The organism is Kitasatospora sp. NPDC057904 (genome assembly GCF_042887925.1).
Lineage (GTDB): Bacteria > Actinomycetota > Actinomycetes > Streptomycetales > Streptomycetaceae > Kitasatospora.
In genome coordinates this window covers 16284-33763 of sequence record NZ_JBHVOL010000033.1, presented here as the reverse complement: position 1 = coordinate 33763, position 17480 = coordinate 16284, and the positions used below count along the sequence as shown (strand labels likewise).

At 75.4% G+C, this 17480-nt stretch carries 12 protein-coding genes; 10 read left to right on the top strand and 2 right to left on the bottom strand.

What is annotated here, in order from left to right:
* Positions 1–169: 169 nt before the first annotated feature.
* The 3 genes from ACFVSN_RS41255 (at position 170) to ACFVSN_RS41245 (ending at position 4099) form a co-directional block, all read left to right on the top strand.
* Positions 170–1381, top strand: coding sequence for a glycosyltransferase (locus ACFVSN_RS41255; RefSeq protein ID WP_387958703.1), 1212 nt, complete (start codon positions 170–172; stop codon positions 1379–1381).
* A gap of 182 nt (positions 1382–1563) precedes the next feature.
* Positions 1564–2061 (top strand): hypothetical protein, encoded by a 498-nt coding sequence (locus ACFVSN_RS41250; RefSeq protein ID WP_387958636.1) that lies wholly within the window; start codon positions 1564–1566, stop codon positions 2059–2061.
* 97 nt (positions 2062–2158) lie between these two features.
* Positions 2159–4099 carry a PIG-L family deacetylase gene (locus ACFVSN_RS41245; protein ID WP_387958634.1) on the top strand — a complete coding sequence of 647 codons (1941 nt, stop codon included), beginning with the start codon at positions 2159–2161 and terminating at the stop codon, positions 4097–4099.
* Between the two features lie 65 nt (positions 4100–4164).
* On the opposite strand, the gene ACFVSN_RS41240 is transcribed toward ACFVSN_RS41245, so the two are convergent.
* Entirely contained in the window at positions 4165–4701 is a 537-nt protein-coding gene (locus ACFVSN_RS41240; RefSeq protein ID WP_387958632.1) for a kinase, read from the bottom strand.
* Positions 4702–4741: 40 nt separating this feature from the next.
* Positions 4742–5680 carry a LysR family transcriptional regulator gene (locus ACFVSN_RS41235; protein ID WP_387958630.1) on the bottom strand — a complete coding sequence of 313 codons (939 nt, stop codon included), beginning with the start codon at positions 5678–5680 and terminating at the stop codon, positions 4742–4744.
* An 80-nt stretch (positions 5681–5760) separates the two neighbouring features.
* On the opposite strand from ACFVSN_RS41235, the gene ACFVSN_RS41230 reads away from it, so the two are divergent.
* The 7 genes from ACFVSN_RS41230 (at position 5761) to ACFVSN_RS41200 (ending at position 17412) form a co-directional block, all read left to right on the top strand.
* Positions 5761–6399 (top strand): maleylpyruvate isomerase family mycothiol-dependent enzyme, encoded by a 639-nt coding sequence (locus ACFVSN_RS41230; RefSeq protein WP_387958628.1) that lies wholly within the window; start codon positions 5761–5763, stop codon positions 6397–6399.
* A 145-nt stretch (positions 6400–6544) separates the two neighbouring features.
* Positions 6545–8065 (top strand): AMP-binding protein, encoded by a 1521-nt coding sequence (locus ACFVSN_RS41225; RefSeq protein ID WP_387958626.1) that lies wholly within the window; start codon positions 6545–6547, stop codon positions 8063–8065.
* 340 nt (positions 8066–8405) lie between these two features.
* Entirely contained in the window at positions 8406–9722 is a 1317-nt protein-coding gene (locus ACFVSN_RS41220; protein ID WP_387958624.1) for an MFS transporter, read from the top strand.
* A 41-nt stretch (positions 9723–9763) separates the two neighbouring features.
* Complete coding sequence (locus ACFVSN_RS41215) at positions 9764–11107, top strand: non-ribosomal peptide synthetase (protein WP_387958622.1); 1344 nt, start codon at positions 9764–9766, stop codon at positions 11105–11107.
* A 198-nt stretch (positions 11108–11305) separates the two neighbouring features.
* The gene (locus ACFVSN_RS41210; RefSeq protein ID WP_387958620.1) at positions 11306–14389 is read left to right on the top strand and encodes an amino acid adenylation domain-containing protein; all 3084 of its coding nucleotides are present in this window, start codon (positions 11306–11308) and stop codon (positions 14387–14389) included.
* On the top strand, positions 14386–15558 hold the full coding sequence (locus tag ACFVSN_RS41205; RefSeq protein WP_380445809.1) for an acyl-CoA dehydrogenase family protein: 1173 nt from the start codon (positions 14386–14388) through the stop codon (positions 15556–15558). Before ACFVSN_RS41210 ends, ACFVSN_RS41205 begins: the two co-directional genes overlap by 4 nt.
* A 6-nt stretch (positions 15559–15564) precedes the next feature.
* A complete protein-coding gene (locus ACFVSN_RS41200) occupies positions 15565–17412 on the top strand; it encodes an amino acid adenylation domain-containing protein (protein WP_387958618.1) in 1848 nt (615 codons plus the stop codon).
* The last annotated feature ends 68 nt before the right edge of the window (positions 17413–17480 follow it).

Below are 17480 nucleotides of genomic sequence, written 5' to 3'. Positions count from 1 at the left end.
CGTACGCGCACGATGTCGCGGGAATTTCCGGCGCGCAGGCGTGGGGTCGCCCGTTTCCCCTCCCGTTCCACGGTATACCGCACGGGGGATCTTGCCGCAAGGCCCCCATATCGGGCGAAGATGGACCTCCGCGTGACGGGACGCGGCGGACGGACGGGAAGTGACGAACATGCGGGTGCTGTTGTCCACGATCGGCTCGCGGGGCGAGGCGCAACCGGTGGTCGCACTGGCGCTGCGGTTGCTGGAGCTGGGTCAAGAGGCCGTGGTGTGCGCGCCGCCCGACTTCGAGGAGTGGGCGCGGTCGCTGGGGATCGAGTACGTACCGGTGGGCCCGCTGCTGCACGGGACGGCGAAGCGGCCGGCCGGGCAGGTGCCCACGCCCGAGCAGCGGCGGCGGATGATCGAGAGCACGGTGGCCGACCAGTTCAAGGCCGTGGGCACGGCGGCCGAGGGGTGCGACGTGATCGTGGGCGGCGGCGCGCTGGCCGTCGCGGCGCGCTCGGTCGCCGAACAGCGGGGCGCCGGCTACGTCTACGCCGCGTTCGCGCCCATCACGCTGCCGTCGCCGCACCACGCGCCGCCCGTCTTCGGGATGCTCGGCGAGAAGCCGGCGGACGGGAGCGTCGACAACCGGACGCTGTGGGACCGCGACGCCCACCGCTGGAACGTCATGTGGGGTGCGGCGCTCAACGTCCAGCGGGAGGCCGTCGGCCTCGGCCCGATCGGCGACGTCAGCCGGCACGTCTTCACCGGCACCCCGTGGCTCGCCGCCGATCCGACGCTGGCGCCGTGGCCCGGGCGGTCGGAGCTGGACGTCCGGCAGACCGGGGCGTGGACCCTGGCGGACGACCGCCCGCTCCCGGCCGAGCTGACGGCGTTCCTCGACGCCGGTGAACCTCCCGTCTACGTCGGCTTCGGCAGCGTCCGGGCGCCCGAGGACGCGGCCCGGACCATGCTCGCCGCCGCCCGCGTCCTCGGCCGTCGCGTGATCCTCGCCCGGGGCTGGGCCGACCTGGCCGCGGACCTGGCCGCGCCCGACTGCCTGGTGATCGGCGAGGTGAACCAGCAGGCGCTGTTCCGGCGGGTCGCCGCGGTCGTGCACCACGGCGGGGCGGGCACGACGACCGCGGCCGCCGGGGCCGGCGCGCCGCAGGTCGTCGTGCCGCAGATGTTCGATCAGTTCTACTTCGCCCAGCGCGTCGAGCAGCTCCACATCGGCGCCGCGCACCCGGGCGGCGAGCTGACGGCCGACTCCCTGACGGCGGAGCTGCGGCGGGCCCTGGCTCCGCGGACCATCGAGAAGGCCCGGGAACTGGCCGGCCGGGTCCGGACGGACGGGGCGCTGGTCGCGGCCCGGCGGCTGATCGAAAAGCAGTACTGATCCAGGCAGTAATGAAGGGAGGAGTGCCGAATCGCGGGGGCGTGACACGTCGACAGCAGTCCGCCTCCGCGTGCCCCTCTGCGCCCTGGGGAAGGGGGCGGACGGCGTTGACGGCGGGCGGCGCCGGGGCGGAGCGTGAACCGTGCACCACGCGCCCTCCGTCGATGAAGAGGAGCCCCACCATGCGCCGAAGAACCTCCGCCCTCGTTTCCTGCGCGGCCGCCCTCGCCGCCCTCCTCGGGTCCGCCACCGTTGCCGGAGCCGCCCCCGCCACCGTCGCGGCCCCGGCCGCCCGCGTCGTGAACCCGCCGTTCGGGACGCAGATGCGCATCCCCCAGTACAACCCGGTCCCGGCCGGCTGGGCGGTGGTCGGCATCAACACGGCCGTCCACGACAAGCTCATCGAGTACCTCGGCGGCGCCCCCTACCGAGCCCGGGTGGCCGTCCTCGCCAACACCACCGTCCCGGCCGGCTGGGTCCTCGTCGGGGCCTCGCTCGACGGCCAGACCGCCCAGGTCTCCTACCTCGGCGGCGCCGCGCACGGCGCCGGGGCCACCGCCTACGTCGTGTGCTGGATGCCCGGCGGGCGCGTCTACGGCTACCCCGTCCCTGCAGGGTGGACGATCACGGGCACCGTCACCCAGGGCGCCTGCACCTACCAGTACCTCCGCTACCCCTGAGGCAAAACCGCCTCGCCGTTGACGTCCCGTCAACCCTCTGTGCGCTAGCCTCCCCCCTGGCATGACCGCATGCCGATCTCGATCCTGGGGGGATCACATGGCAATCGGACGACGGCAACTCCTGTCCTCCATAGCACTCACCGCCCTGGCCGTGCCCGTGCTGGCCAAGGGCACCGCGACCCGCGCGGCCGCGGCGGCGGGCAGCACGGCCGCCCCGGCCGCCGGCTCCGGGCCGCTGTTCATGCAGGTCGTCGCGCACGAGGACGACGACATCCTGTTCATGAACCCGGACCTGTCCAACTCGCTCGCCAACGGCACGCCGTCGGTCACGGTGTTCGTCACCGCCGGCAACGGGACCGGCGACCCGTGCCCCACCGTCTGCTGGGACCCGGCCGGCGAGCCGCTGCGCACCTGGAACCGGCAGATGGGCGCGATCAACGCCTACTCGCGGATGACCGGCGTCGGCGACACCGACCCGTCGACCGACGAGGTGGGGCACTGGACGGCCGAGGCGTGGACGGTCGCGGGCAAGCAGGTCGAGCGGTACGTCCTCAAGGACCGGCCGGTGCACCTCGTCTTCATGAACCTGCACGACGCCCAGCTCGCCGGTGTCCTGGGCGGCGCCACGGACACCACGGTCGTCCCCGTCGGCAGCCCGATGACCGGTCCTTCCACCTTCACGGCCGCGGACGTGGTCGAGGTGCTGCGGCAGATCATGGTGACGTACCAGCCCACCGTGCTCCGGGCCCAGGACGACCTCCCGGACAACCGCTACTCCGCCGACCACGGGGACCACGTGGCCGCCGCGCGGTTCGCGGGGCTCGCGGCCGCCAAGTACGGCGGTCAGCTGATCCAGGTGAACTACCGGGACTACAACATCGGCGACGGCCCGGTGAACCTCGACCCGGCGACGGTCGGCGACAAGGGCGTGTTCGTCTCCGAGTACGCCAGCCACGACCACTCGGGGAACTACTCGCAGTCCTGGTACGCCCGGATGTACTACCGCTGGTCGCGGGGCACCTCCTGGGCGGGGCTCAACCAGGACGGCCGGCCGCAGGTGTTCGTCGTCCGCAGCGGCGCGCTCTACACGAACTGGCGCCAGGCGGACGGCACGTGGTCCGCCCCGCTGCGGATGGCCGACCCGGGCGGGTGGCTCGTCCCGGCCCTCGCGGTCGGCACCAACGCCGACGGCCGGCTGCAGGTGTTCGGCCGCCGGCTGACCGACCACCGCATCGTCTCCCTGGCCCAGCTCACGCCCAACGGGGCGTGGGCGTCCTCGTGGACCGACCACGGCAACCCGAACGCCGGGCTCGGCAACGAGGACCAGGTCGGCGTGCCCGCCGTCGCCAACGACCAGGACGGCCGGCTGGAGGTCTTCGTCAAGAACGGCGGGGGAGGTGTCAGCCGCACCGGTCAGACCGCCCCCGGCGGCGCGTGGTCGGGCACGTGGGCCGACCACGGCGGCAGCGACGTCCAGGACCCGGTCACCGCGATCCGCAACGGCACCGGGGCCATCGAGGTGTTCGCGAGCACCCGCACCGGGATCCTCGGCTGGTGGCAGAGCGCGCCGAACGGCACCTTCGCGGGCCCGGGCCAGATCCCGAACGCCCAGCCGGCCGGCCCGCCGAAGGCCGCGCTCGACCAGGACGGCCGCATCGAACTCGCCTACCGCGAGGCCGGCACCGGCGCCGTGCTGGTCAGTTACCAGACGCAGGTCGGCGGCGCGTGGAGCCAGTCCCCGGCCTCCCTCGGCGGCCACCTGGGCGTCGGCGAGCCCGCCGCGACCACGGCCGGTGGCCAGGTCGTCCTGTTCGAGCGCAACCGGGGCGGCGGCGTGAGCACCACCGCCCAGACCGCGCCGAACTCGGGCTACGGCGCCTGGCAGGACCTCGGCGGCACCGTCCTCGACTACCCGTCGGCCGTCGTCGACGGCGCCGGCGTGCTCCACGTCTTCGCGATCGGCACGGACGGCCGCGTGTACTTCCGCGCGGGCACGACACCGACGACCTTCGGCGACTGGCAGGCGCTGCCGGTCTGACCCGTTCGACCCGTTTGACCCGGCGAGAGGCGGCCGGCCGGGACCCCTCCCGGTCGGCCGCCGCCTCAGGGGAGGGGAGTCCAGCCGGGCGGGGTGAGCGCGGTGTCGGCGAGGATCCGCGCCACCGTGGCGTCCAGGGTGCTGTGTTGGGGGACGACCCGCTCGACGTCGCCCGGCAGGAGGTCCCGGGGCCGGTACCACTCGGCCATGTCGGCGGGGGAGAACTCGGCGGACTGCGGGCGGGTGGCGTGGCGGCGCACCGTCTCGTCGAACTCGACGTCCAGGTAGTAGAGACGGGTGCGGCCCCGGTGGTCGGCGGCGAGGCGGGCCAGCATCGGGCCGTAGCGGTCGGCGGCGAGGATGCCCTCCACGACGACGTGGTAGCCGTGGTCGAGCGCGTGCCGGGCGACGAGCTCGACGAGGCCGATGTTCGCCCCGCCGGGGACGTCGCGTTCGCGCAGGACCGTCCGGCGGAGGACGTCCTGGGCGACGACGGCGACACCCCGCCCGTAGGCGGCGCGCAGCCGCGCGGCGACGGTGGACTTGCCGGCGCCGCTCGGCCCGCGCACCACGATCAGCACGGTGTCCGTGGTTCCTGTCACGCGGGTACCGTACCCGCGCGCCTCCGCCCGGACACGGCTCTCACAGGCCCGGGTACGTCTTCCGGAGGTGGGCGAGGAGAGCCGCCGTCGGGGCCGTGCGCGGGCGGTCGGTGGGGTGGACCAGGGCGATCCGGGCGAGGGGGACCGGGGACGTCAGGGGGCGGACGCGCAGGCCGGGGGAGTGGGTCGGGGTCGGGAGGACCGCCACGCCCATGCCGTGGGCGGCCAGTTCGAGGAGGTGGGCCGGGGCGGCGGCCTCGACGGCGATGGCCGGAGTCGCGCCGGCCTCGGCGAAGGCGCGTTCCAGTGCGGTGCGCAGGCCGGTGCCGTGCGGGGTGCTGACGAGGGCGTGGCCGGCGAGTTCGGCGACCGGCAGCGGGCCGTCGGCGGCCAGCGGGTGGTCGTGGGGGAGCACCGCGGCGAGCGGGATCTCCAGGACCGGGTGCAGGGCGAGGCCCGCGAGGGTGTCCCAGCCGTCGTCGCCGGGACGGCCGCTCGCGGGGGCGGGGAGTCCGGCGACGGCCAGGTCGAGACGGCCGGCGCGGAGCTCGGCGAGCAGGTGGCGGGTGGTGTTCTCGGCGAGCGACAGGTCGATGCCGGGGTGTTCCTTGCGGAACGCGGCGAGCGTCGTGGCGAGGCCGGGCAGCGAGGGCAGGGCGCCGGAGCCGGGGAGCGCCGCGCCGGAGACCGTCCCGAGCCGGACGTGCCCGCGCTGGAGGCCGCCGAACTCCTGGGCCGCGCGCCGCGCTTCCCCGGCCGCGGCGAGGGCGGCCCTGGCGTGCGGGAGGACGGCCTCGCCGGCCGGGGTCAGGCCGACGCGGCGTCCGGAGCGGTCGAGGAGCCGCTGGCCGAGGTCCTTCTCCAGCTGCCTGATCTGCGCGCTGACGCCGGGTTGGCTCACGTGCAGCAGTTCGGCGGCCCGGGTGAAGCTGCCTTCCCGGGCGACGGTGACGAAGTAGGTGAGCTGCCGGAGTTCCATAACCTGCGATTATCCCGGGAAGAAGATCCAGCTCTTGGACGCGCGGACGCTCCCGCCCGCAGGCTGGGTGCATGCAAACCGTGTCACGAGCACAGGACCCAGCGTGGCTGCGCGAGCAGATCGCGGCTGAGCGCAGGGAACTCGCCGACGTGCTGGACTCCTTGACCGCCGACCAGTGGAACTCGCCGTCGCTGTGCGACGGTTGGACCGTCCGTGCGGTCGCCGCCCACATGAGCACCGGCTTCCGCCACTCCAGAGCCCGCACCCTGCTGGAGATCGTCCGGGCGGGCGGGTCGATCCACCGCATGGCGGACCGGGTGGCCCGCCGCGATGCCGCCGCCTTGAGCGAGCAGGAGATCGCCGCCGCGCTCCGCGGCAATGCCGCCCACCCGTGGCGCCCGCCGGTCGGCGGCCGGATCGCGGGCCTGGCGCACGACGCCGTCCACGGCCTCGACATCACCGTGGCGCTCGGCCTCCCGGCCCGCCTCCCACTCCCGCGCGCCACCGCCCTGCTCGACGCGATCACCCCGCGCGGCCTGCGCTTCTTCGGCGCGCGCCTCGACGGCGTCCGGCTGCGGGCCGTCGACGCGGACTGGCGGTACGGCGACGGCGCGGACCTCGTCGAGGGCCGGTCCCAGGAGCTGCTGCTCCTCGCCTACGGCCGGCGCGTGCCCGCAGGCCTCCTCGCCGGCTCCGGCGCGGCGCGGTTCACCCGGTGACCCGTGCCCCCGACGCGGCCGGCGCCGGTGCGCGAACTCCGGGAAACCGGCAGGGACATGGCGTTATGGTGCGATTGCACAGCGTCAGTGGACCCGAGAAGAGCCCGAGGAACGACCCGCAGAAGAACGTGAGGTAGGAGCAGTCATGCACCAGCAGGACTTCGTCAGCGCCCCCGCACTGATCCTGAGCGCCCTCGCCGCCGACCCCGCCCGCCGGGCGGTCACCACCGCCGACGGCGCGGACGTCACGGCGGGCGACTTCGCCGCCGCCACCTACCGCCTCGCCCGCGAGCTCGCCGACCGCGGCGCGGTGCGCGGCGTCACCGTCACCCTGCTGACCGGCAACACCGCCGAGGCGATGAGCGCCCGCTACGCCGCGAGCCTCGCGGGCGCGCGGCTGGTCAGCCTGTACGAGGGCATGGGCGCCCCGACGATGGCCGAGATCGTGGCGAGCACCGACACCGCGGTGCTGCTCGTCGACGCCGAACGCTTCCCGGTGGCCGAGGAGTTGCTGCCCCTGGTCGACGTCCCGACGGTCCTCTCGCTGGGGCCGGGCGGGCCCGGCGAGGACGTCGTCGCCGCCTCCGCCGCACAGCAGGCCGAGCCGCCGTCGGTCCGCATCGGCCCGGACGACGACTGGGGCATCCGCCACACCGGCGGCACCACCGGCATCCCCAAGGGCATCCGCAGCCTGCACGGCCCCTACCGGCGCATCTTCGACGCGTCGCCGTACGGGGCCGGCGAGGCGCCCCGCTTCCTCGCGGCCACCTCGATCGCCCACCTCGCCGGGGTGTTCGTCGACCTTGCGCTCTACCACGGCGGTTCGGTCGTCCTCCAGCGCGCGTTCGACCCGGGCGACGTGCTGGCGGCCGTCGAGCGCGAGCGCATCACGGACCTGTGGGTCCTGCCACCGCTGCTCTACCGGCTGCTCGACCACCCGGCGATCGGCCGCACCGACCTGTCCAGCGTGGCCCGGGTCCTCTACGGCGGCTGCGCGGCCTCGCCGACGCGGATCCGGGAGGCGATCAAGGTGTTCGGCCCGGTGCTGGCGAGCGGCTACGGGCAGTCCGAGGCGCAGAACATCGCCGTCCTCGGCCCGCACGAGCACGACCGCGTCGGGCGCGGCGGCCAGATCTCGGTGGGCCGCCCGCTCCCGGGCGTCGAGGTGGCCATCCGCGCGGCCGACGGCACCGACCTGCCGGTGGGGGAGCAGGGCGGGATCCACGTGCGCTCGGCCTCCGTCATGGCCGGCTACTGGAAGCGGCCCGACCTCACCGCCGCGGTGCTGCGCGACGGCTGGCTCGACACCGGGGACGTCGGCTACGTCGACGAGGACGGCTACCTCTACCTCGCCGACCGGCTCAAGGACGTGATCATCGTGGTCGGCGGCCACGTCTACCCGTCCGACGTCGAGGACCTGCTGGTCACCCACCCGGCGATCGCCCAGTGCGCGGTGTTCGGCGTGCGCGACCGCGACGAGGCCGAACACGTCCACGTCGCCGTCGTGCCGGCGCCCGGGCGGCGGCCGGAGCTCGACGACGTACGGGAGTTCGTGACGGCGCGCAAGGGGCGGATGTACGCGCCCGAGGCCCTGCACGTGGTGGACGAGATCCCGCTGACGGCGGTCGGCAAGCCCGACAAGAAGCGGCTGCGCGCCGCGCTCTGACGCGGTGGCGATCGGACGGGTCCGTATCACGCGGACACCACGCCGAGGTGACCAAACGTCAATACCTCACAGGATCCAGCCAAGTTGAGCGTATTCGTCCGATGGCTGGAAAGGGTGTGTCCGCATTTCGGACGGAGGTCTGGACGGCGCACGCCGGGGGAGACCGGCCGACCGGAGGGCCGGTTTCCCCTGGGTAGCGCTCTGCGGGCGGGTTCGCGGGGCGGATAAGCGGCGCGTGAAGGCCGGTCGGGGCGGTGGCGGGATCGGACCGGCCATCGCTTCGTCCGGAAACGGACCCGTCGGTTGCCGCGTGTCGAATCGGTGACCGAGAGTCGTACTGATGAACGAGAAGAGCGATACGCCGTCCCCTCCCCGCCCTCGCCTCCTCGGTCACCGAGACTTCCGGCTCCTGCTTTCGGGCGCCGCCGCGGCCCAGACGGGCAGTCAGGTGACCCTGGTCGCCCTCCCGTTGGTCGCCGTGCTGGTGCTGGACGCCGACCCCTTCCAGGTCGGCCTGCTCACCGCCGCCGAGACCGCCGCCTTCCTGCTGGTCGGCCTGCCCGCCGGGGCCTGGCTCGACCGGATGCGCAAATTGCCCGTGCTGATCCGCGCCGACGTCGTGCGCTGCGTGGCCGTCGGCTCCATCCCGCCGGCCGCCGCGCTCGGCGCGCTGACGATGGCCCAGCTCTACGCCGTCGCGCTGGTCACCGGCGTGGCGACGGTGTTCTTCGACGTCGCCCACCAGTCCTTCCTGCCCACCGTCCTGCCGCGCGAGCACCTCGTCGGCGGCAACGGCGCGCTGGAGACGGTCCGCTCCTCGGCGCAGATCGCCGGGCCCGGACTCGGCGGCGGACTCGTCCAACTCCTCGGCGCGCCGCTCGCGATCGTCGCCGACGCCTGCGGCTACCTGGCCTCCGCGCTGCTGCTCACCCGGATCCGCGCCGAGGAACCGCAGCCGGAGCCCGTGGCCGGGAAGTCGCTGCGCGCCGAGGTGGGGGAGGGCGTGCGGTTCGTGCTCGGGCACCCGCTGCTGCGGGTCATCGCCGCCGCCACCGCCGTCTCCAACCTGTTCGCCGCCGTGCTGATGGCCGTCCAGACCGTGTTCTGGGTGCGCGTGCTCGACCTCCCGCCCGGCGCCATCGGGGTGCTGCTGTCGGCCTCCGCCGTCGGCGGCCTCGCCGGGGCGCTGTGCGCCGGGCCGCTCGCGCGGGGCGTCGGGCAGGCCCGCCTGATCTGGCTCGCCCCGGTCGTCACCGGACCGTTCGCCGTGCTGTGGCCGCTGGCCGACGGCGGCCTCGGCGTCGTCCTCTTCGGCGTCGGTTCGGCCGTGGTGCTGTTCGGCGCGGTCGCCTACAACGTCGCCCAGGTGAGCTTCCGCCAGTCCGTCTGCCCGCCCGACCTACTCGGCCGGATGAACGCCACCATGCGCTTCCTCGTCTGGGGCACACTGCCGCTCGGCGCGCTCGCCGGGGGCGCCGTCGCCGACACGGCCGGGCCGCGCACCGCGCTGTGGCTGTGCGCGGCGGGCTTCCTGCTCGTGCCCGTGCCGCTGCTGCTCTCGCCGCTGCTCCGGATGCGCGACCTGCCGACGGCCGACGCGCCCGCTCCGGAGACGGCGGCGCAGACGCCCGACACGGCCGTGAGCCCCACGCCCTGAACCCGTACCGAGACCGAGACCCGGAGACCGGAGACCGTTCCGTGCACGCCACCAGCACCGCCACCGGTGCCCCCAGCATCACCGCCGCCTACCTCGCCCGCTACCGCGCCATCGCCGCCGACACCCCGCAGACCCTCCTCCCGCTGACCGGCGCCCAGCGGCGCTTCCTGATCACCCGCCGGCTCACCCCCGGCGGCCGCCCGGAGATCGTCCCGGTCTTCTTCGCCTACCCGCGCGGCACCGTCGACCTGCCCCGGCTCCAGCGCGCCGCCACCACCGTGGCCGCCCGGCACCCCGCGCTGTGCGGCGCCTTCGCGAACGTGCGCGCCACACCCGTGCTGCGCGTCGGCGGACCGTCGGCCGAGGCCGCCCGGGTGGCCGTGGCCCCCAGCGGCTCCGCCCGCGAGGCGCTGCGCGAGGCCCTCCTCGACTGGCCGGCCGACGGACCGGCGCTGCGCCTGCTGGTGGCCGAAGAGCCGGACGGCGACGAGGAGTTGCTGGCCGTCGCGCTCGACCACGCGGCCTGCGACGAGCAGTCGCTCGGCGTCGTCACGGCCGAACTGGAGGACGCCTACGCGGCGGACGCCCAGCCCGGCCGCGGCCCCGACGAGGCAGCCGTCGCCGACTACCGCGAGGCCGTCGAGCGCCAGCTCGCCGCCGAGGGCGCCGCCTCCACCCCCGCCGCCCACGCCCACTGGGGCGAGCGGCTCGGCGGCCTCGCCACCACGGAGGCGGGCCCGGCGCACTCCACCGGCATGCTCACCGAACGCGTGCCCGGCGCCGTCCGCGGCTCGGTCTTCCCCGTCCTGCTGGACGCCGTCGCCGTGGCCGCCCACCGCCTGCACGGCACCGGCGGCCCGCTCGGGACGGGCCCCGACCGGAGCCGCCTGCTCGGGACCGGTCCCGACCGGAGCCGCCCCCTCGCCCTCGGCTACCCGTGGGGCGGCCGCCCGCCCGGAGCGCCCGCCGCGCTCGGCTGCTTCATCAACACCCTCGTCCACCCGGCGCTCCCGGGCCCGACCGGGGACCTCGACGCGCTCGCCGACGGCTGGTGGGACGACCTCGACCACGCCGATACCCCCTTCGACGAGGTCGTCCGCGCCGCCCGCGCGGCCGGCGCCGGCTGGAACGGCGCCCTGGACGGCCTCCTCACCCTCGAAGACCTCCACCGCCGCCCGCCGCTCGCCCTCGCCGGCGTCCCCGGCCGCGAGACCCACCTCGCCGGGCGCCCCCTGCCGGTGCCGCTCGCCGTCTCCGCCTCGCACGGCGACGACCTGCTGGTCCGCCTCGCCTGGGACCGTGAGCGCTTCCCGGACGCCACCGCCGAAGCGGCCTTCGAGCGCCTGCTCGGCGCGCTGCGCCACCACCTCCGGCCGGCCGCCTGACCAGAGCGCCGCCGATCCGCCGACGGCCCCGGGCCGTTCGACGCGAGCTTCCGCAAGGAACCACGAACTCCCCCACGCAGCAGTGCCGCACGCGCCACCACCCCGGCGCGCCCGGCCGGCCGGGACGGGACCCCACAACTCGCCCGCCCCGCCGCCCGCAGGACGAACACGCCCGCCACCACTAGGGAGTAGCCGCCCATGTTCGCACTCTCCTCCTCGCAGGAGATCGTCTGGCTGCACGAGCAGATGCTGCCCGGCAGTCGCGCCTACAACTTCACCGCCGTCCTCGACCTCTGGGGAACCGTCGACCAGGACGCCCTGTGCGCCGGCCTCACCGCCGTCGTCGCCCACCACCCCGGCCTGCGCCTGGAGCTGGTCGCCCGCCAAGAAGGCGTTCCCGGCCAGCGGGTCGCCGAGGACTGCGAGCCCCGGCTGCGCACCAGCGACTTCTCGGCCGAGGCCGACCCCGAGGCCGCCTTCCGCACCCTGCTCGCCGCCGAGGCCGCCGAGCCGCTCGACACCACCCGGGCCCCGCTGCTGCGATGGCACCTGGTCCGCGTCGCCGACGACCACCACCGGCTGATCCACGTCGAGCACCACCTGATCCACGACGGCCACTCCTTCGCGATCCTGCTCCGCGACCTGTTCACCGTCTACCGCGCCCACGTCCTGGACGAGCCCTACGAGCTGGCCCAGGCCCCCTCCTACGAACAGCACGCCCGCACCGCCACCGGCCCGAGCGACGACGCCCTCGCCTTCTGGCTCCGCGAACTGGCCGACGCCCCGCGCGAGGTCACCCTCCCCGGCCTCGCCCGGCCCGGCGCCGTCCGCCGCCACCGCGGCGGCCAGCTGCGCCAGGCCGTCGGCGCCGACCTCGCCGAGCGGCTGCGCGAGCGCAGCAAGTCCGACGGGCACACCCCGTTCAGCACGCTGCTCACCCTGTTCACCGAGCTGCTGCGCCGCCACAGCGGCCACGACGAGATCGTCGTCGGCACCGCCGTCGGCAACCGCCCGGTCGGCTTCGAGGGCACCCTCGGCATGTTCGTCAACACCGTCCCGCTGCGCCTGCGGCCGGACGCGGAGACCTCGGGCACCGACGCCATCGACGAGGTGACGGACGTCCTGCTGCGCGCCCTGCCGTACCAGGACCTGCCCGTCCAGGAGCTGACCCGCCGCCTCGGGCTGCACACCACCGGCGCGGACAACCCGCTGTTCAACGTGATGTTCAGCGCTCACGACGCCCCGCTCCCGGACGTGCGCGTGCCCGGCCTGGAGGTCCTCCTCTACGAGGGCTTCAACACCGGCACCACCCGCTTCGACCTCGACCTCGTGCTGATGCCCGACGACCGCCGCGTCGTCGGCGAGAAGCACGGCGCCGCCGGCATGACCCTGGTGTGGGACTACGACGCCGACCTGTTCGACGAGTCCGAGGCCGTACTGCTGTCCGAGCGCCTCCTGGACCTCCTGCGCGCCTACCTCGACCGGCCGGAGGAGCCCCTGGCAGCCCTGGCCGCCCCGATCACGGAGAGCGTCGAGACGGCCGTCGAGCCGGCGGACCTCGACCCGGCCGCCGCCCACGACCCCACCTCCCTCGCCCTCGTCGCCGGCACCGAGCGGATCACCTACGGCGAGCTCGACCGCCGCGTCTCCGAGCTCGCCGAGCGGCTGCGCGCCGCCGGGGTCGAGCCCGGCCAGCCGGTCGCCGCCGTCCTGCCGCGCGGCGTCGACAGCGTCGTCGCCCTGCTCGCCTGCCTGCGCCACGGCGCCGTGTACGCCCCGCTCTCCTCGGAGGACCCGGCCGCCCGCCTCGGCCTGCTGCTGGAGCGGCTCGCCCCGGCGCTCGTGCTGGCCACCCGCCAGAGCGCGCTCGCCCTGCCCGCCGAGGGCGTCACCCCCGCGTTCCTGGACGGACCGGCCTTCCCCAAGGCCGAACCCGCCGCCGTGCTCGACGGCATCGCGTACGTCATCCACACCTCCGGCTCCACCGGCGTCCCCAAGCCCGTCCTGGTCGGCCGCGAGGCGCTGGCCGGCTACGTCGGCGCGATCGCCGCCCGCTACGAGCTCACCGCCGCCGACCGGGTGCTGCTCTTCGCCCGCCCGTCCTTCGACGTGGCCCTGGAGGAGGTGCTCCCCGCGCTCGCCGCCGGCGCCGCCCTCGTCGTGCCGCAGCGCGAAGTGCCCACCGGCCCCGAACTGGTGGCCGTCCTCGCCGCCCGCGGCGTCACCGTCGCCAACCTGCCCACCAGCTACCTCCTCGCCGTCCGCGAGGACCTGCACGAGGCGCTGCGCGACGGCCGCTGGACGCCCCGCCTGCTCGTCCTCGGCGGCGAGCGGCTGCCCGCCCGCGCCCTCGCGGGCCTCACCGAGGCGACCACGGTCCTCAACGCCTACGGCGTCACCGAGGCCACCGTCACCTCCACCGTCCACCAGGTCGGGCCCGCCGACCTCGACGGCGACGGAGAGGTGCCGCTCGGCACCGAACTGCCCGGCGTGCGGATGCACGTCCTGGACGCCGCGCTGCGCCCGCTGGCGCCCGGCTGCGTCGGCGAACTCGCCGTCGGCGGGGTGATGCTGGCCGAGGGCTACCTCAACCTGCCCGAGCCCACCGCCGAGCGCTTCCGCGACCTGCCCGGCCTCGGCCGGGTCTACCGCACCGGCGACCGCGGCTACCGCGACCTGACCGGCCGGCTGCGCTTCCTCGGCCGCACCGACAACCAGGTCAAGCTGCGCGGCCACCGCATCGAGCTGGAGGAGATCGAGGCCGCCGCCTCCGCCGAACTCGGCGGCCGCTCCTGCGCGGTGGTCCTGCACACCGACCCCGAGGCCGGCCCGCGCCTGGTCGGCTTCCTGGAGGGCGCCGAACGCCCCGACCAGACCGCCCTGCACGCCGCCCTCGCACAGCGCCTGCCCGGCGGGCTCGTCCCGGCCACCTGGACCGCCCTGCCCGCCATGCCGACCCTGCCCGGCGGCAAGCCCGACCGCGCCGCCCTCACCCGGCTCGCCGCCGAGGCCACCGCCCCCGAGGAGGCCCCCGCCGCCACCGGCGCGGCCTTCGACGGCCCGGGGCAGGAGCTCGTCGCCGCCGCCTGGCGCGAGGTCCTCGGCCACGACCGGTTCACCGCCGAGTCGCACTTCTTCGAGGTCGGCGGCCACTCGCTGCTCGCCGCCCAGGTCGCCGCCTGGCTGGAACCGCACCTCGGCACCCGGCCCCCGCTGCGCATCCTCTTCCGCCACCCCGTCCTGGCCGACCAGGCCCGCGCGCTGACCGGAGACGCCAAGTGACTTCGAGCCCCTCGTCCGTCCTGGAGGACGGTCACCGCGAACTCGTCGACGCGTTCGAGAGCTTCATCCGCCGCGAACTCGTGCCGCTCGCCGCCGAATTGCCCGAGACAGCCGACCAGCCCCCGGCCGACCTGCGCGCCTACGTCCGCAAGCGCTCCGCCGCCCTCGGCTTCTACGCGGGCGACTACCCCGAGGAACTCGGCGGCTCCGACATGCCGTTCACCGCCGTCGTCCTGCTCCACCACGCCGCCGGACGCAGCGGCTGCTCCCTCGCGCCGTACGCCCTCGCCGGCTCCGACGGCCCGAGCCCCCTGCTGCGCAACGGCACGCCCGAGCAGATCGAGCGCCACCTCGTGCCGCTGGTGCGCGGCGAGCAGACCCGCTGCCTCGCCCTCACCGAGCCGCACGCCGGCTCCGACGCATTCCGGCTCACCACGACCGCCGTCCGCACCGGCGACACGTGGGTGCTCAACGGCCGCAAGACCTTCGTGAGCAACGCCGACCGGGCCGGCATCGTCCTCGTCGTCGCCGCCACCGACCTCGGCGACGGCAGCACCGTGGGCGCCACCGCCTTCGTCCTGCCGATGGACCAGCCCGGCCTGCGGATCGGCCAGCGCTACGAGGGCATGTCCGGCGAGCCGCTGTTCGAGCTCCTCCTCGACGGCGTCACCGTCGGGCCCGAGGCCGTCATCGGCGGCGAGGAGGGCATCGGCGCGGCCACCGCGCTCGCCATCGACAGCCTCTCGCGGGGCCGGCTCGTCGTCGCCGCCATGTGCAACGGCGTCGCCGAGTACGCGCTGCGCGCCGGCGTCGAGTACGCCCGCGAGCGGGAGGCCTTCGGCCGGCCGATCGGCGACTACCAGCACGTCCAGGAGCACCTCGTCACCACCCGCGCCGAGGTGGAGGCCTCCAAGCTGCTCACCCTCGCGTGCGCCCGCCTCGTCGACGACGGCACCGAGGCGCCCGAGAACGCGGCCCTCGCCAAGCTCACCGCCTCCGAGACCGCCGTCCGCGCCGTCGACCGCTCGCTCCAGGTCCACGGCGCCACCGGCTGGGTGCGCGGCCACCCGCTGGAGTTCCTCTACCGCTACGTGCGGATGATGACGATCATCGAGGGCACCTCCGAGGTGCAGAAGGTCATCATCGCCCGCTCCATGGGCCTGAACTGACGCGCCGTGACCTTGAACCGGGAGACGATGATGGAACCCCTCAGCATCGAGTACGGCCGTCCCCACCAGGACGGCGCGGTCCTCGACCTCTTCACCACCTGGGCGCACCGCACACCGGACGCGCCCGCCCTGATCGACGGCGACCACGCCTGGAGCTACGCCGAACTCGACCGCCTCGCCGACACCGTCGCCGATGCGCTGCGCGTGCGCGTGCGCCCCGGCGACCTGGTCGGCGTCTGCCTCGACCACTCCGCCGCGCTGGTCGCCGTCACCCTCGCCACCGCCAAGCTCGGCGCCGTCCACCTGCCGCTCGGCCCGCGCCCCGGCGAACGCCGCCTCCAGGCCGTCGCCGAACAGCTGCGGCCCGCCTGCCTGATCGGCGACCCCGCCCTGCTCCCGACCGGCCACCAGGCCGGCGACCAGCTCAAGCTCGCCCTGCCGACGGAGGGCGCCAACGCGGCCGCCACCGTCATCGCCGCCTTCGCGGACGGCTCCGGCGGCAGCGCGGTCGAGATCCCCAAGGGCACCCACTACGCCGTCCTCACCTCCGGCTCCACCGGCACCCCCAAGGCCGTCGCTGTCGGCGAACCCGCCCTCGGCGCACTCCTGCACTGGTACCGGGACCTCACCGGCCTCGGCCCCGGCGAGCGGCACAGCCTGCTCATCGGGGTGGCCTTCGACCCGCACCTCCAGGAGCTGTGGGCCACCCTCACCTCCGGCGCCGCCCTCAGTGTCGCCCCCGACGCCGTCCGCTGGGACGCCGGCGCCCTCACCGACTGGTGGCGCGAGGCCGGCATCACCGTCACCGTGCTGCCCACCCCGCTCGCCGAGCCCGTCCTCGACCGTCCCTGGCCCGCCGGGCTCGCCATGCGGCACCTGACCATCGGCGGCGACCGGCTGCGCCGCGCCCCCGGCCCGGACGTCACCGCCACCGTCCACAACGCCTACGGCCCGGCCGAGGCCACCGTCGCCACCACCGTCCACACCATGGCGCCCGGCGGCGACCACGGCACCGCCGCGCCGCCGATCGGCCTGCCGATCCCCGGCGCCGTCGTCCTCGTCACCGACGAGGACGGGCGGCCGGTGCCGCGCGGACAGGCCGGGGAGCTGCGCATCGGCGGCCGGGGCCTGGCCGCCGGCTACCTCGACCCCGAACTCACCGCCCGCCGCTTCGTCGGCGCGCCCGAGGCCGTCGAGGGCAGCGACCGGGTCTACCGCACCGGCGACCGCGTCCTGATGCGCGCCGACGGCGTGCTGGAGTTCCTCGGCCGGCTCGACGACCAGGTCAAGGTCAGCGGCGTGCGGATCGAACCCGCCGAGGTCGAGGCCGCGTTCGAGCGCGACGAGCGGGTGCGCCGCGCCGTCGTCGCCGCCGCACCGGCCGCGGCGGGCGGCTACCGGCTGCTCGCCTTCGTCCAGGCCGCCTCCACCGAACTGCCCGAGGCCGCGGGCCTGATCGAGGCCGTCCGCCCGTGGCTGCCCGAACAGGCCGTGCCCTCGGTCGTCCGGCTCGTCGACGCCTTCCCCCTGGACGCCAACGGCAAGGTCGACCGCGCCGCGCTGCTGGCCGCCGAGTCCCTTGAGAACGGTGTGAGGGCCGAGGAAGGCGCCACCGACACCGAACGCACCGTCCTGCGGCTCTCCCGCGACCTCCTCGGCCGCGCCGACCTCGGACCGCACGACAACTTCCTGGAGGCCGGCGGCAACTCCCTCGCCGCCGCCCGCCTGCTGGCCGCGCTGGAGGACGCGTACGACGTGCGGCTGCGCGCCGCCGCACTGCTGCGCCAGCCCGACCTGCGCGCCGTCGCCCGGCTCGTGGACGAACGGCGCACCGGCGCCGGCGCCACCGCCTGACCGCGTCCTCGAAGCCTTGACCCAGGGTGCCCCGGCCCGTCGCCGGGGCGCCCGGAAGGGAACCACGT

Coding starts and splice junctions, on each gene's coding strand:
- ACFVSN_RS41255 (WP_387958703.1), top strand. CDS start 170: ATGCGGGTGCTGTTGTCCACGATCGGCTCGCGGGGCGAGGCGCAACCG.
- ACFVSN_RS41210 (WP_387958620.1), top strand. CDS start 11,306: ATGTTCGCACTCTCCTCCTCGCAGGAGATCGTCTGGCTGCACGAGCAG.
- ACFVSN_RS41225 (WP_387958626.1), top strand. CDS start 6,545: ATGCACCAGCAGGACTTCGTCAGCGCCCCCGCACTGATCCTGAGCGCC.
- ACFVSN_RS41220 (WP_387958624.1), top strand. CDS start 8,406: ATGAACGAGAAGAGCGATACGCCGTCCCCTCCCCGCCCTCGCCTCCTC.
- ACFVSN_RS41235 (WP_387958630.1), bottom strand. CDS start 5,680: ATGGAACTCCGGCAGCTCACCTACTTCGTCACCGTCGCCCGGGAAGGC.
- ACFVSN_RS41245 (WP_387958634.1), top strand. CDS start 2,159: ATGGCAATCGGACGACGGCAACTCCTGTCCTCCATAGCACTCACCGCC.
- ACFVSN_RS41250 (WP_387958636.1), top strand. CDS start 1,564: ATGCGCCGAAGAACCTCCGCCCTCGTTTCCTGCGCGGCCGCCCTCGCC.